20 protein-coding genes are annotated in these 20,011 nt (G+C 49.3%); 6 read left to right on the top strand and 14 right to left on the bottom strand.

Annotation, left to right across the window (positions count from 1 at the left end; all coding sequences use genetic code 11):
* Nucleotides 1-87 precede the first annotated feature (87 nt).
* The 9 genes from R3187_RS15310 to leuS form a co-directional block, all read right to left on the bottom strand.
* Nucleotides 88-900: a septal ring lytic transglycosylase RlpA family protein gene (locus tag R3187_RS15310; protein ID WP_318967926.1), complete on the bottom strand. Its 813-nt coding sequence runs from the start codon at nucleotides 898-900 to the stop codon at nucleotides 88-90.
* Nucleotides 893-2,014: a rod shape-determining protein RodA gene (gene rodA, locus R3187_RS15315; RefSeq protein ID WP_318967927.1), complete on the bottom strand. Its 1,122-nt coding sequence runs from the start codon at nucleotides 2,012-2,014 to the stop codon at nucleotides 893-895. The genes R3187_RS15310 and rodA overlap by 8 nt, the downstream gene beginning before the upstream one ends.
* Nucleotides 2,007-3,875 (bottom strand): penicillin-binding protein 2, encoded by a 1,869-nt coding sequence (gene mrdA / locus R3187_RS15320; RefSeq protein ID WP_318967928.1) that lies wholly within the window; start codon nucleotides 3,873-3,875, stop codon nucleotides 2,007-2,009. Before mrdA ends, rodA begins: the two co-directional genes overlap by 8 nt.
* 2 nt (nucleotides 3,876-3,877) lie before the next feature.
* Entirely contained in the window at nucleotides 3,878-4,348 is a 471-nt protein-coding gene (gene rlmH / locus R3187_RS15325) for a 23S rRNA (pseudouridine(1915)-N(3))-methyltransferase RlmH (RefSeq protein WP_318967929.1), read from the bottom strand.
* A 6-nt stretch (nucleotides 4,349-4,354) separates the two neighbouring features.
* Nucleotides 4,355-4,675: a ribosome silencing factor gene (gene rsfS / locus R3187_RS15330; protein ID WP_318967930.1), complete on the bottom strand. Its 321-nt coding sequence runs from the start codon at nucleotides 4,673-4,675 to the stop codon at nucleotides 4,355-4,357.
* A 63-nt stretch (nucleotides 4,676-4,738) separates the two neighbouring features.
* Nucleotides 4,739-5,389: a nicotinate-nucleotide adenylyltransferase gene (gene nadD / locus R3187_RS15335; protein WP_318967931.1), complete on the bottom strand. Its 651-nt coding sequence runs from the start codon at nucleotides 5,387-5,389 to the stop codon at nucleotides 4,739-4,741.
* Complete coding sequence (holA, locus tag R3187_RS15340; protein WP_318967932.1) at nucleotides 5,382-6,425, bottom strand: DNA polymerase III subunit delta; 1,044 nt, start codon at nucleotides 6,423-6,425, stop codon at nucleotides 5,382-5,384. The genes nadD and holA overlap by 8 nt, the downstream gene beginning before the upstream one ends.
* Complete coding sequence (lptE, locus tag R3187_RS15345; RefSeq protein WP_318967933.1) at nucleotides 6,425-6,898, bottom strand: LPS assembly lipoprotein LptE; 474 nt, start codon at nucleotides 6,896-6,898, stop codon at nucleotides 6,425-6,427. The genes holA and lptE overlap by 1 nt, the downstream gene beginning before the upstream one ends.
* Nucleotide 6,899: 1 nt before the next feature.
* Nucleotides 6,900-9,485 (bottom strand): leucine--tRNA ligase, encoded by a 2,586-nt coding sequence (gene leuS, locus R3187_RS15350; protein WP_318967934.1) that lies wholly within the window; start codon nucleotides 9,483-9,485, stop codon nucleotides 6,900-6,902.
* Nucleotides 9,486-9,617: 132 nt separating this feature from the next.
* Here leuS and R3187_RS15355 point away from each other — a divergent pair, with 132 nt between their 5' ends.
* From R3187_RS15355 to pnuC, 6 genes are all read left to right on the top strand, one after another.
* The gene (locus R3187_RS15355; protein ID WP_318967935.1) at nucleotides 9,618-10,103 is read left to right on the top strand and encodes a zinc ribbon-containing protein; all 486 of its coding nucleotides are present in this window, start codon (nucleotides 9,618-9,620) and stop codon (nucleotides 10,101-10,103) included.
* Nucleotides 10,104-10,411: 308 nt separating this feature from the next.
* Nucleotides 10,412-11,896 carry a SulP family inorganic anion transporter gene (locus R3187_RS15360; RefSeq protein ID WP_318967936.1) on the top strand — a complete coding sequence of 495 codons (1,485 nt, stop codon included), beginning with the start codon at nucleotides 10,412-10,414 and terminating at the stop codon, nucleotides 11,894-11,896.
* Nucleotides 11,897-12,007: 111 nt separating this feature from the next.
* Nucleotides 12,008-12,862, top strand: a complete 855-nt coding sequence (locus R3187_RS15365; protein ID WP_318967937.1) for a universal stress protein — start codon at nucleotides 12,008-12,010, stop codon at nucleotides 12,860-12,862.
* A gap of 80 nt (nucleotides 12,863-12,942) precedes the next feature.
* Nucleotides 12,943-14,394 carry a sodium:proton antiporter NhaD gene (gene nhaD, locus R3187_RS15370; protein WP_318967938.1) on the top strand — a complete coding sequence of 484 codons (1,452 nt, stop codon included), beginning with the start codon at nucleotides 12,943-12,945 and terminating at the stop codon, nucleotides 14,392-14,394.
* A gap of 134 nt (nucleotides 14,395-14,528) precedes the next feature.
* Nucleotides 14,529-15,986: an NAD-dependent succinate-semialdehyde dehydrogenase gene (locus tag R3187_RS15375; protein WP_318967939.1), complete on the top strand. Its 1,458-nt coding sequence runs from the start codon at nucleotides 14,529-14,531 to the stop codon at nucleotides 15,984-15,986.
* 24 nt (nucleotides 15,987-16,010) lie between these two features.
* Nucleotides 16,011-16,628: a nicotinamide riboside transporter PnuC gene (pnuC, locus tag R3187_RS15380; protein WP_318967940.1), complete on the top strand. Its 618-nt coding sequence runs from the start codon at nucleotides 16,011-16,013 to the stop codon at nucleotides 16,626-16,628.
* Here pnuC and R3187_RS15385 read toward each other — a convergent pair.
* The 5 genes from R3187_RS15385 to R3187_RS15405 all read right to left on the bottom strand — a co-directional run bounded on the left by R3187_RS15385 (nucleotide 16,578) and on the right by R3187_RS15405 (nucleotide 19,273).
* Entirely contained in the window at nucleotides 16,578-16,778 is a 201-nt protein-coding gene (locus R3187_RS15385; RefSeq protein ID WP_318967941.1) for a type II toxin-antitoxin system RelE/ParE family toxin, read from the bottom strand. The genes pnuC and R3187_RS15385 overlap by 51 nt on opposite strands.
* A gap of 167 nt (nucleotides 16,779-16,945) precedes the next feature.
* Nucleotides 16,946-17,479 (bottom strand): hypothetical protein, encoded by a 534-nt coding sequence (locus R3187_RS15390; RefSeq protein WP_318967942.1) that lies wholly within the window; start codon nucleotides 17,477-17,479, stop codon nucleotides 16,946-16,948.
* Nucleotides 17,480-17,578: 99 nt separating this feature from the next.
* Nucleotides 17,579-18,127 (bottom strand): hypothetical protein, encoded by a 549-nt coding sequence (locus R3187_RS15395; RefSeq protein ID WP_318967943.1) that lies wholly within the window; start codon nucleotides 18,125-18,127, stop codon nucleotides 17,579-17,581.
* A gap of 80 nt (nucleotides 18,128-18,207) precedes the next feature.
* Nucleotides 18,208-18,564, bottom strand: coding sequence for a hypothetical protein (locus R3187_RS15400; protein ID WP_318967944.1), 357 nt, complete (start codon nucleotides 18,562-18,564; stop codon nucleotides 18,208-18,210).
* Between the two features lie 82 nt (nucleotides 18,565-18,646).
* Complete coding sequence (locus R3187_RS15405) at nucleotides 18,647-19,273, bottom strand: hypothetical protein (RefSeq protein WP_318967945.1); 627 nt, start codon at nucleotides 19,271-19,273, stop codon at nucleotides 18,647-18,649.
* Between the last annotated feature and the right edge of the window lie 738 nt (nucleotides 19,274-20,011).

Here is a 20,011-nt window from a genome sequence, read left to right on the forward strand (position 1 = left end):
CGTTCTTCTTGTATTGAAAATTGCGAAAGTAAAATGTCATTGCGTACGTTTTTAGCTGCACCCTTTAATTCAACCGCAACCTTTATTTTAGGTGCATTGGCTACTGTCAAAAAAATAGGCGCCGGGATACTTGTCTGCTTTTAACTTAGCCAGCCAGCTCCTTGCCTGGCGCGTATCTTTACTCGGACCCACCAATAGCCGGAAAATTCCATCTGTAGCCTGGATCTGAGTTGGCATGGCCAGTTTTCGTGCAACTTCGGCACTTAACTGATTCAGTTTATCATTATCCGTACTGGCAAAAATCTGAATATAACATTGTTGTCTGGTATTAACTAAATCCTGTGCCAGCATGGCCGGAGATTTTATAAGCTCCAACTGAACTCTGGCTGTACCTTGTTGCAACATCCCTATTTTGCTTGCTGCAGAGTACGATAAATCAATTATCCGGTCGCGGTGAAAAGGACCGCGATCGTTGACCCGGACAATGGCACTCTGGCCATTGTCCAGATTGGTTACTTTAACATAAGACGGCAGTGGCAGGGTTTTGTGGGCTGCAGTCATCGCAAACATATTGTAAGTTTCGCCATTGGATGTCAGGTGGCCATGAAACTTACTGCCATACCAGGATGCAATACCCCTTTCATTAAATATCGTGGCATCGGCTATCGGGGCATAGTGCTGACCAAACACCTGATAAGGCCGGTTACCGCCCCGACTAAGGGGTTCAGCTTTGGGGGCGGGATCTGTCATCTCCAGCAGGGTAGGTAATCGTGTCGGCGTGCTGTCCTTTTGTTGCTGATAACGACCTTCATTAGGTGATACCGGTTGTGGTGGCGAACTGCAGCCGGCAAGCAGCAGTAATAAGCTTGCCACTATACTAAAAGAGTAATGTCTAAACATTTGCTAACATCCGCTTATGAGTACTTACCGACATTAACACGCCAAATGCAGCCATCAGGGTAACCATAGAGGTTCCGCCATAACTGACTAGCGGCAGGGGCACGCCAACCACCGGCAGCAAACCCGAAACCATACCAATATTGACAAAAACATACACAAAAAAGGTCAGGGTGAAACTGGCCGCAACCAGTTTGCTGAAGTTATCCTGCGCCTTGCTGGCAATGACTAACCCCCGGCCAATAATAAACAGGTAAATGGCCAATAGCAAAATCACGCCGATTAAACCAAACTCCTCACTTAACACAGAGAAAATAAAGTCAGTATGTCGTTCTGGCAGAAACTCAAGTTGTGATTGGGTACCCTGTAACCAGCCTTTGCCATCAACGCCACCGGAGCCTATGGCAATTTTAGACTGAATAATATGATAACCTGAACCCAGTGGGTCGGTTTCCGGATTTAAAAAGGTCAGTACCCGTTGCCGCTGATAATCATGCATCAAAAAATACCACATTACCGGGGCAAATGCCGATACCAGTACGGCTATAAAGCTTATCAGCCGCCAACTCATGCCAGCCATAAACAACACAAATACACCTGACATGGCGATGAGCAGCGAGGTGCCCAAATCGGGTTGTTTGGCAATCAGCAGGGTTGGAACAGCACACATCATAAAGCCAACAAATAAGTGCCCCAGACGGGGCGGCAGATTATGGGATGCTATAAACCACGCAACCGCCATGGGTACCGCTAATTTCATGATTTCTGATGGCTGAAATTTCATAAAGCCTAAATCAAGCCAGCGCTGGGCACCTTTGCCAACATAGCCGAACAGCAATACCGCGATCAGCATTAACAAACCAATACTGAACAGAGCAACGGCCCAACGGCGGATGGTTTGCGGACTAAGTTGGGCAACGCCAGCCATAACCGCTAACGCGACGCCAAGACGAATGACCTGAGCTTTCATCATGGCTTCACTCTGGCCGGTGGCACTGTATAAAATCACCAGTCCAAAGCCCAGCAATGCCAGCAGGCCGAGCAGTAATGGCAGATCGATATGAAAGGCGGCAAACCTGCCGCTGCGCTGTGCCGGGTCAACCACGCTGCTATTCATTGGTATTTACCCCTGCAGAAAAATAATAATCCAGTAACTGCCGACCTGCAGGTGCGCCGATACTGCCACCGCCACCGGTATTTTCAACAACCACCGCAAATACCACGGTCGGGTTTTCGGCAGGGGCAAAACCGATATACATCGCATTATCCCGTTGCCGCTCATCCAAGGCGTCGGCATCATATTTTGCATCCTGCGCGATAGCGACAACCTGAGCTGTACCGGTTTTACCGCCGGAACTGTATTCAGTATTTTTAAATGCAGTGTGAGCTGTGCCCTTTAACGTAGCAACGGTTTGCACCATGGCCTCGGCAACAATATCCCAGTTTCGCTCGTCGCTAACCGTCACCACCGGCCGAAGCCCCGGCTCGACCGGCTCAATGCTATCAGCTGAACTGAGTTCTGCGGCCATATGGGGGGTAGGCATCATGCCTTTATTAATGATGACGGCGGTAGATACAGCCAGCTGCAACGGAGTTGCGGTCCAGAAACTCTGACCAATACTCAGTGGCACAGTATCTCCGGGATACCAGGGTTGATTAAAACGCGCCCGTTTCCAGCCACGCGATGGCATATTGGCGCTGGCTTCTTCATGAATATCGATACCGGTGCGCTCGCCAAAGCCAAACTGGCGCATATAATCGGAAATCCGGTCGATACCCAGCTTGATCCCAAGATCATAGAAATAAATATCGCAGCTTTGTACTACGGCACTGTAAACATCTACCCAGCCATGGCCGCCCCGTTTCCAGTCACGAAAACGATGGTCACTGTTAGGCAGGGTAAAGTAGCCCGGATCCCAGACTTTCGTGCCCGGTTGTACCGTATTGGTTTCCAGTCCTAACAGCGCCAGGTGGGGTTTAATGGTTGATGCAGGGGGGTAAATCCCTTGCGTAGCGCGGTTAATCAGCGGCCGGTCCGGTGAGTGCAATAGCGCATTGTAAGCACTGCTGCTGATACCATGCACAAACAAATTCGGGTCATAACTGGGGTTAGAGTAAAATGCCAGCACGGCGCCATCACGAGGGTCCATAGCGACGATGGCACCCCGGCTCTGATTAAGTGTTTGCTGGGCCGTCAGTTGCAGGCCAACATCGAGGCTTAACCGGATATTCTTGCCAGAGCGGGCAGGGACCGAACGTAATACCCGGATAACCCTGCCGCGGTTATTCACTTCTACTTCCTGAAAACCCATGGTGCCGTGCAGCTGTTCTTCATAATAGCGTTCAAGCCCCAGCTTGCCAATTTCGCGGCTGGCCGCATAGTTTGCCAGCACACCCTGCTCTTCCAGCCGTTGCAAATCATTGGTATTAATTTTACCGATATAGCCCAGGGCATGGGTAAATAAATCGCCGAAAGGGTAGTGCCGGCTAAGTCTTGCTTCTACTGTCACGCCGGGAAAACGGTGCAGGTTTACCGAGATAATCGCTACTTCCTGCTCGTTTAACCGTTCTTTTAACGCAATAGAATTAAAACGCCGCTGCTGTCTGACCTGTTGCAGAAAATCCTGCTGCTGCTCCGATGATATCTCAATTAATTCTGCCAGGCTGCTCAGCGTTACGTCGATATCATCAATTTGCTCTGGCACCAGCTCCAGTGAAAATACCGGCCGGTTCTCTGCCAGTAAAATACCGTTGCGATCACTGATCAAACCGCGGTTCGGGGCCAGCGGTAATACCTTGATCCGGTTGCCTTCCGAGCGGATTTGATAATCCTGATAGGAGCGGACCTGCAGGTTATACATATTGAGTAAAATAACGCTAAACGCGAAACAGACGATCAGCATGGCAACTACCGCTCTGCTGTTAAACAGACGGGTTTCGGCGGCGATGTCCTGCATTGCAACGCGTTTCTTCAGCATAACTACTCGCGATGATAAGGATGGTTAGTACTGATACTCCAGGCCCGGTACAGGGCTTCTGCCAGCACCACGCGCACCATGGGGTGGGGCAGCGTCAGTGCGGACAGGGACCACTTGGCTTCGCTGGCAGCAATGCATGCCGGCGCCAGTCCTTCCGGTCCGCCAACCAGCAAGGCAACATCACGGCCGTCCAGTTGCCATTGTTCCAGCCGCTGGGCCAGTTGCGGGCTGCTCCAGTTGTCGCCGGTGACTTCCAGCGTGACAATCCGGCTACCTTTGCTGACGGCGGCCAGCATTTTTTCGCCTTCAAGTTCAAGGATCCGCTTAATATCAGCGTTTTTGCCACGTTTTCCTGCCGGTATTTCTATCAGTTCCAGCGACATATCGCGGCCAAAGCGTCTGGCATACTCATTAAAGCCGGTTTGCACCCAGTCAGGCATTCTGGTGCCAACAGCAATCAGACTAAGCTTCATACCCGATCAGGCACTCCAGAGTTTTTCCAGCTGATAAAAGTTGCGGGTTTCATCCAGCATCACGTGCACGACTACCGAATCTAAATCGAGCAGTACCCATTCACCGCTGCTTTCACCCTCAATACCCAGCGGCTGTACGCCGGCCTTTTTGCACTCGGCAGCCAGATAGTTGGCAACTGATTTGGCATGGCGGGTAGAGGTACCCGAGCAGACCACCATATATTCTGTTACGCTTGACTTGCCCCGGACATCTAACGTCACAATATCCCGGCCTTTCATATCATCAATTTTGTCTGTGACAAAGGCAACCAGTTCGTTCGTTTGCACCTATTTTCCTCAATACTGACTAAAAGCGGCTATTTTACCACAGTTTCGCCCCTGTTATAGCGCTTAGCTCTGGTAGAGTCGATGTTGCTTAATATAGTTCAGTACCGGCGGGGCAACTGCAGTGATATTTTGCTGGTTTTTGGCAAGGGCTGCCCGGATAGCGGTTGCGCTGGCGGCAAAGTCAGGATTATTCAGCTCAATAATGCTGCCATGCTCAGCCTGATGTAATGTCTCAACAGCGGCACCAAACTCTGCCAGCAGCGCGGGTGCATCGCCTTGCTGGCCACTGTAACCGGGGCGCTGGCAGACAATCAGATGGCTCAGCATCAGGATCTGCTGCCAGTTATGCCATTGCTTAAAATAACAGAGTGAATCCATACCAATGACAAAGGCCAGCGTGCTGGCCGGCATGCGTTGTTTTAGCAGGGCCAGGCTGTCAGCCGTGTAAGACGGGCTGTCGCGGTTAAGTTCCAGCGGCTGTAATTGCATCTTAGGTTCATTTGCAATGGCCAGCTCAACCATTGCTGCACGCTGCTTAGCACTGACGCCAGGGCTTGCCCGGTGCGGCGGCAGATGACAGGGCATAAATTGCAGCTGATCCAGCTGACAATGTTCCAGCACATAACGGCCACAGGCCAGATGCCCCTGATGTACCGGGTCAAAGGTACCACCTAAAATGCCAATCAGCGGACTGGACTTTAGCTGGTTACTCATCGCCGTGTTGCTGTAAGCTGTAAGTGCGGGGCACCGGCCGGATAAATAAACAGACCAGGTGGCCAAGCGCGGTTGTAATGTCGACTAATTTGCCTGCTTTGTAAAGCCGGTCAAATGCTGCCAGCTCCTGCAATAAATAATTCAGATAGCTTAGTGATAAACGTTGCAGTGCCTGCTGATATAACGGCTGGCGTTTGGGCCAGATCGCCAGCTGTTTGTATGTCTGGCTAAGGGCAATGCCCTGTTGCTGATTGTGTTGTAGCTGCTGCAGTTGCTGCAAATCTCTTTGTAATTGCCAGATAATAATCGCCGGTTCTAAATCCTGCTGCAGCAGCCGGTGCAGCCGGTGCAGGGCTTGCTGGCCCTCGCCGGCCAGAATGGCATCACCGAGCTGAAACACGGTAAAGCTGGAATGATCAGCTAAAAAATCTGCCAGCACATTAGCATCTATCAGTTGTTCCGGGTGGGTTAATGCCAGCTTTTCCAGTTCCTGGCGGGCTGCCAGCAAGTTACCGGCACTGTGGTGTTGCAGCAGGTTAAAAGCATCAGCGGTCAGCTGTAAGTTAAGCTGACGGGCGCGCTGTTGCAGCCATTGGCGAGCCTGGCGGTCATCCAGCGGATAAATGGCTACCTGAATGGCCTGTTGTTGCAGTTGTTTAAACCAGGCCAGCTTACTGACTTCGGCAAAACTGCGCTGGCCGTGCAACACCAAGACAATGTCTGGTGACAGCGCGCCGGCTAACTGTTTTAGCTGATCGCTGGCAGTTGGCGGTAACTTCTGACTTAATTCCAGCTCTATCAGCCGCTTGTCAGCAAACAGTGACATGGCACCGAGCTCGTTATGCAGCTGGCTCCAGTCGAACTGGTTATCGACGGTAAAGCTGAGCCGTTCGTCAAAACCCTGTGCTTTAGCAGCGTGACGAATGGCATCAATGGCCTCAAGCTTTTGTAACGGCTCTTCGCCAAAAACCAGATAACACGCAGCTAACCCTTGCTGAAGCTGGGCAGCCAGCTGGTTAGCATACAGTTTTTGCATCAGTCTAACCGGGCCAGTTGGCGGATAATCCGGTTGGCAGCTTGTTGACGTAACTCACTGAGCAATAAGTCCAGTTCGCGGGCTTTTGCCAGCGCCTGGTTCGGATCGTCCTGATAATCACGGTACAGCTCAAACTGATTAAAAGCAGGTTCAGCACCTGGCATAATCAGATAATAACTGACTTTATAAATCAGCTCGTATTCGGCAACCTGGCCACTTGGGAATAACGATAAGGTGCGGCGCTCCAGCGTGTCACTCAGCAGCTGAATGGTCGGGGCGTCAGCCTGCATGCTACTTAATAACCGAACGTTATTCTGTTCAAGTCGTTCATTTAATAGCTCAGCCAGTTCAGAATGCGCTTCACTTTGTACGTACACTGCCGGGAACTGGCTAAGCGGCAAATTACCACGCAGGTGAAAACCGCAGCTGCTTAACGCCAGCGTTAACACCGCTGCTATCGCCATTTTCAGCATATCAGCCAACCACCAGGTTCAGCAGTTTGCCGGGCACGTAAATCACTTTACGTAAGCTAACGCCATCTAGATAACGCTGAACGTTATCATCCTGCTTAGCTATTTCTAGCACCTGTTGCTCAGTGGCATCGGCGCTGACGGTGACTTTGGCCCGGACTTTGCCATTTATCTGCACCACTACCAGCTTTTCGTCTTCAACCATTGCTTGTTCATCGACTGCCGGCCAGGGAGTTTGCTCAATACCCTGGCTCTGGCCCATTTCGCCCCATAAATACTGTGCCACATGCGGGGTAATCGGATTTAGCAGCTGCAATAATGCCAGCACGGCTTCATGCATCACGGCTTTATCCTGGGCAGTTGCCAGGCTGGCCTTTTGCAGTTTATTACTCAGCTCCATAACGGCGGCAATGGCGGTGTTAAAGGTATAACGCCGGCCAATATCATCGCTGACCTTAAAGATGGTTTTATGCAGCTCGCGCCGCAGTGTTTTCTGCTCGTTAGTTAAGGCATTTAACTGCAAAGGTTCTGGCGCACCAGCGGCTTTCACGTCCTGCACCAGGGTATAAACCCGCTTAATAAACCGGTGTGCGCCTTCTACGGCAGAGTCTGACCATTCCAGAGTTTGCTCCGGTGGTGCAGTAAACATCATAAATAACCGTACCGTATCGGCACCGTACTGGTTGATAACCTGTTGCGGGTCGATACCGTTATTCTTTGACTTGGACATTTTGCTCATACCGGCAGATTGCACCGGCAGGCCATCAGATTGCAATACAGCCTGGGTGATCCGGCCTTTATCGTCGCGCTCTACCGTAACATCCTGCGGCGATAACCATTGTTTACCGCCATTATCGGTTTCGCGGTAGAAGGTTTCAGCCAGCACCATGCCCTGACACAACAAGCGTTTAAACGGCTCATCACATTGCACCAGACCAACGTCACGCAGCAATTTATGGAAGAAGCGGGCATACAGTAAATGCAAAATGGCATGTTCAATACCGCCAATATATTGATCGACCGGCAACCAGTAATTGGCTTTTGCCGGGTCCAGCATCGCTTTATCATGATCCGGGCTGCAATAGCGGGCATAGTACCAGCTCGATTCCATAAAGGTATCGAAGGTATCGGTTTCATGAAAAGCCGGTGCGCCGTTGTATTCGGTTTTCGCCCAGTCCGGATCCGCTTTAATGGGCGAGGTGACACCGTCCATTACCACATCTTCCGGTAAACGCACCGGCAGCTGGTCTTCCGGCACCGGCACCACTGAGCCATCGGCCAGGTTCAGCATTGGAATAGGGGTACCCCAGTAACGCTGGCGCGATACGCCCCAGTCACGTAAGCGGTAATTTACCTTTACTTCGCCTTTACCCAGACTGGCCAGTTTGGCTGCAATGGCGCTAAAGGCTTCGCTAAATACCAGACCATCAAATTCGGCCGAGTTAATTAAGGTACCTTTTTCGGTGTAGGCAGCCTGGCTTAGATCGGCGGCGTCACCGCTACTGGCGGCAACAACCTGTTTAATCGTTAAACCGTATTTGCTGGCAAATTCATAGTCGCGCTGATCGTGGCCGGGTACGGCCATCACTGCGCCAGAGCCGTAGTCCATTAATACAAAATTGGCGACCCATACCGGCAGTTGCTCACCGGTTAGTGGATGTACGGCAAAAATGCCGGTGGCACAGCCTTTTTTCTCCATCGTCGCCAGCTCTGCTTCAGCCAGCTTGCCGCCTTTGCAATCTTCAATAAAAGCAGCCAGTTGCGGATTGGTTGCCGCCGCTTCGCGTGCCAGCGGATGCTGGGCCGCAACGGCCAGATAAGTCACGCCGTACAGGGTGTCCGGCCGGGTGGTATACACTTCAACTTCAGTGTCTTTACCTGCAATATCAAACCGGATATTGACGCCTTCAGAGCGACCAATCCAGTTTTTCTGCATGGTGCGCACTTGTTCAGGCCATTCGGTTAACTGCTCTAAATCAGCCAGCAATTCTTCCGCATAGGCGGTAATTTTAATAAACCATTGTGCCAGCTCGCGCTGCTCGACTACGGCACCCGAGCGCCAGCCACGGCCATCAATAACCTGTTCGTTGGCCAGCACGCACTGGTCAACCGGATCCCAGTTGACGGTAGCCATTTTCTTGTAAACCAGGCCTTTCTCGTACAGCTTGGTAAAGAACCATTGCTCCCAGCGATAATAGTCTGGTTTGCAGGTGGCAACTTCGCGGCTCCAGTCATAGCCAAAACCCAGCCGTTTCAGCTGGTTTTTCATGTAATCAATATTTTCGTAGGTCCATTTCGCCGGCGCCGTTTTATGGTTGATTGCCGCATTTTCTGCCGGTAAACCAAAGGCATCCCAGCCCATAGGCTGCATAACGTTTTTGCCCTGCATCCGTTGAAAACGGCTGACTACATCGCCAATGGTATAGTTACGAACATGACCCATATGCAAGCGTCCGCTCGGGTAGGGGAACATCGACAGGCAATAAAACTTTTCTTTGCTGGGATCTTCCGTCACCTTAAAGGCATCTGTTGCTTCCCATTGCTGTTGCAAAGCGGTTTCAATTTGCTGCGGGTCATATTGTTGTTGCATTTACATCATCCACGATAAAGTTCAGGCAGGGCCGGCATAGCCGGAAAAAGTAGCTATAGCATACCGCAGCACGGTTTTGACAACAATAAGCAAGCGCGTTGTCTATACTGGAAAAACCAACAAGGAGACGCTATGAGTGATTTTCAGAAAAAGTACCAGCGCTGGTTAGCGGAATTTAACCGCAATATGCAGCAAAACCCCGATAATTATGACAATCAGTTAGTAAAGTTTATTGATACTTTTAAGCAGTATATCAGGGCAGGTAAAGAGCTCAGTGCAGATGAAACCCGGTTATTTGTTGAAACACTGAAACGCCAGTGGCACGAGCAGCAACAGCAGCCGGGCGATGACGACACTGAGCAACAGCCACCATCACTGTGGCCGGAAGCGTTGTGGCAGGAGCTTAGCGGTATTACCGATAAAACCCAGATTGAATGGCAGGAGCTGACCCAGGATTTTAAACATCAGGGCGTGTATTTTCAGGGAGAGCGGGTAGGGATGGGCCGCTACCGCTGCAGCAACTGTTATCAGCATATTGATTACACCCATCCGGGTGAACTGCTGCCCTGCAGTAACTGTGGCGGCGTGCAGTTTTACCGCGAAGGATTACCGGTCTGATTGCCCCGATATCAGCCGGATGGAAATAAGCGAGTGTTAATTTTGATGTCTTATCACGCCGCAAGCCAGTTTATCGCTGTTTTTACTGGTTTTGCCGCGTTGATAGCACTATAATGCGCGCTTATTTTTTGGCAGTGTACAATTGTTGACCAATGAGGAAAGGCCGGTGTAACTCCCAGAACCATCAATAAATTGCAAATAAAGTTCAAGGCTTAACGCAATAAATGCAGCCCGGATAAGTGACTTTACACGCAATTTATCCCAGGCGCCTGTGCTGAACGTCGGAAAATAACCTGTTGGACATTTAAATGATTAATACTCTCAAACAGAACTGGTTCTCTAATATCAGAGGGGATGTTTTGTCCGCTATCGTGGTAGCGCTTGCCCTGATCCCTGAAGCCATTGCTTTCTCTATTATTGCCGGAGTTGACCCTAAAGTTGGTCTGTATGCCTCTTTCGCAATTTGTTTAATTATTGCCTTCGTCGGTGCCCGGCCGGCGATGATTTCTGCTGCCACCGGCGCTATGGCGCTGCTGATGATAACCCTGGTGAAAAACCATGGTCTGGAATATTTGCTGGCGGCGACCTTATTATGCGGCCTTATTCAGATTGTATTCGGCATTTTTAAGCTGGGTGACTTAATGCGCTTTGTTTCGCGCTCGGTGGTTACCGGCTTTGTTAACGCCCTGGCCATTCTGATTTTTATGGCGCAGTTACCCGAGCTTAGTGGTACTTACGGCACCACCACAGTATATGGCATGACGGCGCTGGGTCTAGCCATTATTTACCTGTTTCCCTATGTTACCAAAGCAGTACCATCGCCGTTAGTCTGCATCATCGTGCTTACTGCGCTGTCGCTGTATTTCGGCCTGGATATCCGCACCGTGGCGGATATGGGCGAGCTGCCGGACAGTCTGCCGATTTTCCTGTGGCCGGATGTACCGCTGAATTTTGCAACGCTGCAAATTATTTTCCCGTATTCACTGGCGCTGGCGGTAGTGGGTATTCTCGAGTCACTGATGACGGCAACGATTGTTGATGACTTAACCGATACCAGCAGCAATAAAAACCGCGAATGTATTGGTCAGGGCGTGGCTAATTTAGGCTCTGGCTTAATTGGTGGCATGGCAGGCTGCGCGATGATTGGCCAGTCTATTATCAATGTAAAATCCGGCGGTCGTACCCGTTTATCAACCCTGTTAGCCGGTATTTTGTTGCTGATTATGGTGGTGTTTTTAGATAAATGGGTCGGGCTGATCCCAATGGCAGCGCTGGTGGCGATTATGATTATGGTGTCTATCGGTACCTTTAGCTGGTCGTCGGTAAAAGACTTACGCAAAAACCCGAAAAGCTCCTCTGTAGTCATGATCATGACTGTGATTGTCGTGGTCGCTACTCACAACCTGGCTTACGGTGTATTGGTTGGGGTGCTGCTAAGCGCGCTGTTCTTTGCCAATAAAGTGGGGCAAATCCTGTATATCGGCTCTAAGCTGGCCGCCGATGGCCATCAGCGTGATTATCAGGTCGTGGGCCAGGTATTCTTTACTTCTGCCGAGCAGTTTATCGATGCCTTTGATTTTAAAGAAGCGGTAGAGAACGTCAGCATTGATTTAAGCCGGGCCCATTTCTGGGATATAACTGCGGTCAGCTCGCTGGATAAAGTGGTACTGAAATTCCGCCGCGAGGGGACTGAAGTAGAGCTGATTGGCTTAAATGAGGCCAGCGCAACCCTGGTCGATAAGTTTGCTGTACATAATCAACCTGATGCCGTAGAAAAGCTGATGGGGCATTAATTGCCGATTATTTAGTACCGGACTAACCGGCTTTAGCAGATAACGTGATCCTGAATAAGTTTTGCTAAGCCAGTCCGGGGTAAATTAAATCTGGCGACAGGAGAGATAACAATGACAAAAAAAGTAATGGCATGTATCGATGCCTCACCTTATGCCGAAGCGGTTTGTGATTACGCGGTATGGGCAGCAAAACGTTTAACTGTACCGATGGCGGTTATTCATGTGCTGGACAAAGCCCAGCATACTCATACGCCTGATTTAAGTGGCAGTATAGGCCTGGGTTCGCAGGAAGTATTGTTACAGCAGTTAGCCGAGCTGGACGAAAAACACGGTAAGCTGGCGATGGAGCGTGGCAGGCTGATGCTGGATGCGGCAAAAAGCCGGGCTGAACAAGCCGGTGTTGCTGGCGTGGACGAGCGGTTGCGCCATGGCACCCTGGTTGAAACCCTGGTTGAACTGGAAGAAGAAACCCGCTTGCTGGTGCTGGGCAAGCGCGGTTTTAGCAGTGCTGATGCACATGGCCATATGGGCCTGCATGTTGAGCGGGTGATCCGAAGCTTACATAAACCTATTTTACTAACCCAGCAACACTATAAAGAGCCGCAGCGGATAATGCTGGCTTATGATGGCAGTGCTACCGCATTAAAAGGGCTGGAGATGCTGGCAGCCAGCCCCTTAGGCAAAGGTTTACCGGTGCATCTGGTGATGGCCGGCGCTAATATTGAGGCGGCTCAGCAGCAAATGGAAACTGCGGCCCTCATTTTGAAAAATGCTGGGTTTGATACGAGGGTCGCCATTGTCGGTGGTGAGCCGGATGAGGTGTTAAACCAGTATCAGCAGGAACATCATATTGACCTGATGGTGATGGGGGCTTATGGCCATTCCCGGATCCGGCAGTTTATTGTTGGCAGTACTACTACTGCTATGATTAGCAAGGCGAAATGCTCGTTGTTAATCCTTCGCTGATAAAACAGACAACCCGGCTCCCCGCCGGGTTGTCTGTTTTATTGTATTACTATTGTTGTTTAAATCTGAAGTAGCCAATCATGTTTAAGTTCAGCATCATTTTGTTTAGTGTATTTGCGTTATTGTGTTCACCTGTTGTCTTTGCTGCCAGTGGTCCGCTGGCCTTAACGGCCTCAACCACTGGTTATCTAGCGTTAGCTATTTTTATCATTGCTTATATTCTGGTGATGCTGGAAGAAAAAATTCACCTGCGTAAATCCAAGCCGGTGCTGGTCGCGGCGGGTATTATCTGGGCGCTGATTGGCTGGCGCTATATTCAGGCTGACATGCCGACTGTGACAGAGGAAGCGTTTCGGCATACCTTGCTGGAATTTGCCGAGCTGATGCTGTTTTTGCTGGTAGCGATGACTTACATTAACGCATTGGAAGAGCGGCGGGTATTTGATGCGCTGCGCAGCTGGATGATACGCAAGGGCTTTAGTTATCAGTCTTTATTCTGGATAACCGGTATTCTGTCGTTCTTTATCTCGCCAATTGCTGACAACCTGACTACCGCGTTGCTGATGTGTGCGGTAGTAATGAAGGTGGCTGAAGGTGATAAAAAGTTTATCAATCTGTGCTGTATAAACATTGTCGTAGCGGCTAATGCTGGTGGTGCTTTCAGCCCCTTTGGTGATATCACCACGCTGATGGTATGGCAGGCTGGCGTGTTGCGGTTTATGGAGTTTCTGGCACTGTTTTTACCGTCGGTGGCCAACTATCTGATCCCGGCCATTATCATGAGCTTCTTCGTTGAAAAGCGTAAACCGTCGGCAGTATATGAAGAGGTTGAGCTGAAACGCGGTGCTATCCGGATTTTATGCCTGTTCTTATTAACTATTGCCAGCGCAGTGGCCTTTCACTCGGTGCTGCATTTACCGCCGGTACTGGGCATGATGACCGGCCTGGGTTATTTACAGTTCTTCGGGTTTTTCCTGCGGGTTACTCTGCCGGGTTCACTGGCCCGTAAAAGAGCAATGGCCGAGCGGGAAGGGGATCAGGAGCGGATTAAGGCACTGGGTCAGATCGTTCCCTTTGACGTATTCAGCCGGGTATCGCGCGCCGAGTGGGATACGCTGCTGTTCTTCTACGGCGTGGTAATGTGTGTTGGTGGTCTGGGCTTTATTGGCTATCTGGAACTGATGTCGACCGTGCTGTATACCGAATGGAATGCGACTTACGCCAATATTGCGTTGGGCTTGATTTCAGCGGTAATCGATAATATCCCGGTAATGTTTGCGGTGCTTACCATGATGCCTGAGATGTCGCATGGCCACTGGTTACTGATCACGTTAACCGCCGGAGTGGGCGGCAGCTTGTTATCAATAGGATCAGCCGCCGGTGTGGCACTAATGGGCCAGGCGCGCGGCTACTACACCTTTGCCGGCCACCTGAAGTGGGCGCCGGTCATTTTACTGGGTTACATAGCCAGTATTGCCGTGCATATGTGGCTGAATGCCGCCAGCTTTAGCGAATATGGCCTGGTGAGTTGAAGCGGCATAGCTAACCCAAAATCTGTTAGCGGCGAACCTTGTTATAACTGCTAAGCTTAGTCGCATAACCTGAAAATTAGCTGGCCGTGCCTGTGTTTGACGGGCTCGGGCCGGCAATTAGATAAGGAGATGCTATGACTAAATTAACAGATCAGAGTTTGTTAAAAACAGCGTCGTACTGGCAAGGCGAATGGCATGACGCCGACAGTAACTTTGAAGTTATTAATCCGGCAAATGGCGATGTTATAGCCAAAGTTGCTGACAGCACTGCCACTGCCGCTGAAAAGGCGGTAGCCGCTGCTGATAAAGCTTTCGCTGGCTGGGCCGCCCGGCCTGCTTCAGAGCGCTCTGAGCTACTGCTACGCTGGCAGCAACTGCTGCTGGAGCATCAGGACGATTTAGGTTTGCTATTGACGTTAGAGCAAGGCAAACCGCTGGCTGAAGCCAAAGGCGAGATAGCCTATGGTGCTTCATATATGCAATGGTTTGCTGAGGAAGCGAAGCGGGTTTATGGCGATACTATTCCTGCTAAGTCTGGTGATCAGCGGATTGTGGTTATTAAACAGCCTGTTGGCGTAGTCGCCGCTATTACCCCGTGGAATTTCCCTAATGCAATGATCGCCCGCAAAGCGGCAGCAGCACTGGCGGCCGGCTGTACCTTTGTGGTTAAGCCAGCCCAGCTGACCCCACTATCAGCACTGGCGATGGCTGAACTTGCCGACCGCGCCGGTATTCCGGCCGGTGTATTTAATGTGATCACCAGTACCGACGCCAAAGCGATTGGCGATGTGTTAACTCAGGATAAGCGGGTGGCCAAGTTCAGTTTTACCGGTTCCACCAAAATTGGTAAGCAACTGGCGAAACAGTGCGCTGGTACGGTTAAGCGGGTGTCACTGGAGCTTGGCGGCAATGCGCCTTTTATTGTGTTTGCCGACGCCGATTTGGACGCTGCCATTGACGGCCTGATGGCGTCTAAGTTCAGAAATGCCGGCCAAACCTGCGTTTGCACTAACCGGATTTTGGTGCAGCAAAGTATCGTTGAGCCTTTTACCGAAAAATTGCAGCAGGCTATCGGTAAGCTGAAACTAGGCAAAGGTACCGATGATAATGTTGATATTGGTCCGCTGATAAATAATGATGCCTGCGACAAAGTTGATAAGCTGCTGCATCAGGCACTGGCCATGGGCGCTAAACTACATTGTGGCGGTAAACGTCAGGCGACTGACAGCCTGTTTTACTTTCCAACGCTCGTTACCGGCGTTAACAACGATATGGCAGTAGCACAGGATGAAATATTTGGCCCGGTAGCTGCGGTGCAAAGTTTCGATGATGAGGCTGAAGCTATTGCGTTGGCGAATGCGACAGATTCTGGTCTGGCCGCCTATTTTTACAGCCGGGATATCGGCCGTTGCTGGCGGGTTGCCGAGGCGCTGCAGTATGGCATGGTTGGTGTAAACGAAGGCATGGTGTCTAACCCGACAGCGCCATTTGGCGGGGTTAAGCAATCCGGTTATGGCCGCGAAGGCTCAAAATATGGCCTGGATGATTATCTCGACGTCAAATACCTGTGTCTGGGAGGCCTGGATAAATAATCTGACGACCCGGCTACAGCGGCAATGATGGCAGAACTGCTGCAATATATCGATACACTGGCGGCACTTGAATATGCCGCCAATGCCTTTTATTTACTGGCGGTGTTTCTGGCTGCGCGTAACAGCATTCACACCTGGTGGCTGGGTATTATCGGCTGCAGTTTATTTGCCGCGCTGTTTTTCCAGGTGCAGTTGTACGCGGAGAGTATGTTAATGCTGTTTTTTATTGCCACCAATTTTATTGGCTGGTATCAGTGGGGGCGGCAACTCGGTATTAAGCAGGTCACCCGCAGCCGCCTGAGTCGCTTAGTACGGTATACTGCCATTGCATTACTGGTAACGGTGGCCCATGGTTTTTTATTGCACAGCCTGACAGACGCTTATGCGCCATATGTCGACTCTTCAATATTAATGTTCAGCCTGATTGCCCAGTTTTTGCTGATGAACCGTAAACTGGAAACCTGGTGGTTCTGGTTGCTGGTCAATACCATCGCCATCCCGCTGTATATTTCCCGCGAGTTATATGTCACCGCTATTGTCTATTGTGGCTTCTGGTTTAATGCCTGGTATGGTTTATATCTGTGGCGCCGGTTAAGCCGGGCAAGTAGCCGGTTGGAGCATAAGTCGCAGTTGAACCACTAGCTCCCGGTATATCGAATCAGGTAACTCCGGAGGTATTCGCCCAGATTCAGGGAAGTTTTCCAAACGCCCGGTCTTTTCGAGAACTTCCCTGACCAAAACGCTTGCGGCAGCAGGGTAATCCAAAGCAATATATTCAGCTATGGCTTCCAATTCTTGCAGGGTGCCAAAATTTTTGTCGCCTGGCGTTTGAGGTTTGTAACTAGCTCAACTTTCTTAGGTTTACCATGTTCCACCTGCAAAGTGGCACTAAAGTATCACTATGCAGGTGAAGCAATCAAAGCTAACCCCGCAGCACTGGCCGATTGGTACTGCGGTTGTTAGCCTTCATGTTTTATCTCCAACTTTGCATTGTCAAATAAAGTAACAAAGCCTTTTTCTTCGGATAGCTTTAAGAAAACCGACAAAACTATTTCAGTAATCTCACTTGGAAACTTTTCAAAACCGGTTGTAACTGAAAAACTCAAACTTCCGGATTGTTCATCCTGAATAATCTGTTGGGTTACAATAAAGTTTTTTACCGCTTCATCTGAGAGTTTTAGAGTGTATTCAGTCTTTCCTGCCGACTTTGAGAAAAAACCGGCCTCCGGTGCAATCTTTTCTTCGCGAAGCAAAAGCAACGGAAACTTAAACTCTCTTAAGCCCTTATCAGTGGTTAGTTCAAGAGCCAATTCCGCACTCTCTATGTCTGCTAGAACAGGCTCATCAACCTGTATTTTTGCTCTCAAATCTTGAGGCTGAATGGTAACAAAGTCTTCTTTACCAAATGAACGAAATTCGAGCATCGTTCCTAGCGGAACATTAGCGCAACTAGATAGTAAAAGAGCAATTAAAATAACAGCAAATCTTGTCATAGAGGCCATCCTTATTTTAAAGGCTAACGCCGCAAGCAGCGGCACGTGTTAGCGCGTCCAGCACTGTAGGAGCGTTGCTGACTGGCCTTGTTAGAAAACTTACTCAACATGCAGAAATCCACTCAAAATCAAAGCGACAAGTGCAACAATTAATGAACAAGATACTCCGAACAGCCCCAGCGGCAGAACTACAAATGCTTTATTTTTCAGAGACGGTTTAGGCACATCCTTATCCATTTTTGTAATGCGAAAGAAAATTAAATGATGCTCTCGCGATACTGAGATAGTACTTAAAAATGAAATGCACGAGATGCCACCAAAGATTAAGGCAAGGATAACAGAGCCATGTACTGGTCCCTTGATCATCACCCCCATATCCCAAGCCATTAGAGTTACTAGAACAAAACTAATATACGTAAGTGCCTTAAAAACCCCTGAATATCCTCGGCCTACAAAGCGAACGACTAAAGCGAGCAAAGTGGCTGAACCCGGAATCATTATCCATGCCATTTTAGGAAAAGTTTGATACAAGAAGAACCATGCAATTAGAACTATCCCTGCCCAAACACTTACTGCAAGAGCTGCCGCAATTCCATTTTGTTTACCAATGTGCTGAATTAATTCTTCTCGCACACGCTCAGTATTCATCAATAACTATCCTTGTTTTCTAACGCTTTTGTTTAGGCGTCCGATGGAGACCACAGGCCGGAACGAACTACAACAACTTGTTAAATTTGCTTGGCACGCCATTGCAGCACGAACCATGCGAAAAGTGCTGTAACGGGATGCAAGAAAAAGATACCCCACTCATCAATTCGTTCAACGGTCACAAGATAGTCTTGGTTGCAGCCGCTTTCGTCTATTTCACAGGTCGCTGCATGCTGCGTTGCGTCAAAATTTAGCTGAGTTAATACCAAGGAGTATAAGATTCCGAAAATCAACCAGACACCGTAGCTCAGGATATAGACTTTGATGCGCGGCTTTATTGCCCTCGATTGGCCTAATCGGTATAGATGCAGCTCTGACAACAGCGCTGGCCAGAGGTAAAAAAGTCCCAAAATGGCGAGAACGACGACAATTTCCATATTAATTTAACACCCCGCGCATGCGCGCGAACTTGTGAGCATTGCAGGGGTCGCAGGCCCCGAATGACACGGATTGTTTTGTTTACATTACCACTAATGGTATGTCCCAGTTAGTACGCCCGCCACCGCCCAGGTCTTTGTAATCAGCATTTCTCTCTATGCCAAAAGTAATATCTTCTACTTTTATTCGAGGCTGTTTACGTAAAAGGATATCCAAATCAATTTTCGACTGATCTGAATATCTCACTTCAACGCCGGTGACAGTTAAGCCCATCCTATCAGTTTGAACAAAATCAAAATTACCAAGATAAGTAACCTTGCCTGGAATTACTTTGAACTCGATGGATATTGGACTCATAGGGCTAACATTTGCATATCCACTATGTACTCCCCAATCCCACACTCGATAAGTACCTGCAGCAAGCTCAATCGCAAAGACTTCGCCCTTACGGTTTAAATGTGAGAAATCTCCTTTCGGTGGTATTGGAATCAAAGCAACACCTTCTCCGAATTGAGCCTCACCACGAATCCCGCTCTCTATATTTTGATAAAAAATAGAGTACCCTGAGTAACTACCTCGATAGCTGATTGATGTAGCCAAAACACCATTGCCGGTATCAGCATTCAAGATGTAGTCATTTTTTATAGTTTTAGTTGTCGCACAGCCATGCAACACGACAATTAGCGACAACATTAAATATCTAAACATTAAGACGATTTCCTAGTAAACATAACGTTCAAAGCAGCTGTGCGGCATGCGTCGGCTGCCTTTGTTATATACGTTTTAAATACTCGTTTTTTATATCTCGTTTCATAGCCCACCTAAAGATCTTTCGGGGGATGGGCACGTCAAACTCTATCTCATGTTGATACTGGCAATTATTACAGAAAATATAGAGATACAAAATCTCAAAAAGGACCAGACGCCCCTTAAACCCAACATAATAATATTCCTGCGGAGGCTTACTAAATTTGATGTCGATTTTTCGTTTAGAGCATTTAGGGCAATCCAGAGAATGTTCACATTGAGCATGCTTCAACAGCATCTTGCGAGCATCTATTTCATAACCATTTGCTCCAGCCAAATAACCACATTTAGGGCAATACTCGAGTTTTTTATCTACGCCAGAATCACAGACTAAACACGTCCAGTTGTAGCCTACCAATCCGCTATCTCCGTGTGTATAGAACGCTGCCAGCAGCGGCAGTAGTGGAGGCGCGAAGCGCCGGAACGAAGGTCCAGCACACGCAGTGGGCGTTGCTGGCTGGTCTTGTTAGCTGTAACTTGGCACCTACTTTGAGTCACGACTGTTTTCATTTACGAGATTGCGCACGTACTCGCTTTTGTGAAATTGTCTTGAGACCCAAGATTTAAAAGTTGGGTGGCTTAGCATATTTTCTCTGGTTAATGCCTTTGTTACCTTACCCTCCATACCTTCAGAAACAA

Origin of the sequence: Arsukibacterium sp. (assembly GCF_033721375.1) — a bacterium.
GTDB lineage: Bacteria > Pseudomonadota > Gammaproteobacteria > Enterobacterales > Alteromonadaceae > Alishewanella.

What these genes read in the sequence shown, in the direction of transcription:
- R3187_RS15310 (WP_318967926.1), bottom strand. Translation starts at nt 900, where the DNA reads ATGTTTAGACATTACTCTTTTAGTATAGTGGCAAGCTTATTACTGCTG.
- rodA (WP_318967927.1), bottom strand. Translation starts at nt 2,014, where the DNA reads ATGAATAGCAGCGTGGTTGACCCGGCACAGCGCAGCGGCAGGTTTGCC.
- mrdA (WP_318967928.1), bottom strand. Translation starts at nt 3,875, where the DNA reads ATGCTGAAGAAACGCGTTGCAATGCAGGACATCGCCGCCGAAACCCGT.
- rlmH (WP_318967929.1), bottom strand. Translation starts at nt 4,348, where the DNA reads ATGAAGCTTAGTCTGATTGCTGTTGGCACCAGAATGCCTGACTGGGTG.
- nadD (WP_318967931.1), bottom strand. Translation starts at nt 5,389, where the DNA reads ATGAGTAACCAGCTAAAGTCCAGTCCGCTGATTGGCATTTTAGGTGGT.
- holA (WP_318967932.1), bottom strand. Translation starts at nt 6,425, where the DNA reads ATGCAAAAACTGTATGCTAACCAGCTGGCTGCCCAGCTTCAGCAAGGG.
- lptE (WP_318967933.1), bottom strand. Translation starts at nt 6,898, where the DNA reads ATGCTGAAAATGGCGATAGCAGCGGTGTTAACGCTGGCGTTAAGCAGC.
- leuS (WP_318967934.1), bottom strand. Translation starts at nt 9,485, where the DNA reads ATGCAACAACAATATGACCCGCAGCAAATTGAAACCGCTTTGCAACAG.
- R3187_RS15355 (WP_318967935.1), top strand. Translation starts at nt 9,618, where the DNA reads ATGAGTGATTTTCAGAAAAAGTACCAGCGCTGGTTAGCGGAATTTAAC.
- R3187_RS15360 (WP_318967936.1), top strand. Translation starts at nt 10,412, where the DNA reads ATGATTAATACTCTCAAACAGAACTGGTTCTCTAATATCAGAGGGGAT.
- R3187_RS15365 (WP_318967937.1), top strand. Translation starts at nt 12,008, where the DNA reads ATGACAAAAAAAGTAATGGCATGTATCGATGCCTCACCTTATGCCGAA.
- nhaD (WP_318967938.1), top strand. Translation starts at nt 12,943, where the DNA reads ATGTTTAAGTTCAGCATCATTTTGTTTAGTGTATTTGCGTTATTGTGT.
- R3187_RS15375 (WP_318967939.1), top strand. Translation starts at nt 14,529, where the DNA reads ATGACTAAATTAACAGATCAGAGTTTGTTAAAAACAGCGTCGTACTGG.
- pnuC (WP_318967940.1), top strand. Translation starts at nt 16,011, where the DNA reads ATGATGGCAGAACTGCTGCAATATATCGATACACTGGCGGCACTTGAA.
- R3187_RS15390 (WP_318967942.1), bottom strand. Translation starts at nt 17,479, where the DNA reads ATGACAAGATTTGCTGTTATTTTAATTGCTCTTTTACTATCTAGTTGC.
- R3187_RS15395 (WP_318967943.1), bottom strand. Translation starts at nt 18,127, where the DNA reads ATGAATACTGAGCGTGTGCGAGAAGAATTAATTCAGCACATTGGTAAA.
- R3187_RS15400 (WP_318967944.1), bottom strand. Translation starts at nt 18,564, where the DNA reads ATGGAAATTGTCGTCGTTCTCGCCATTTTGGGACTTTTTTACCTCTGG.
- R3187_RS15405 (WP_318967945.1), bottom strand. Translation starts at nt 19,273, where the DNA reads ATGTTTAGATATTTAATGTTGTCGCTAATTGTCGTGTTGCATGGCTGT.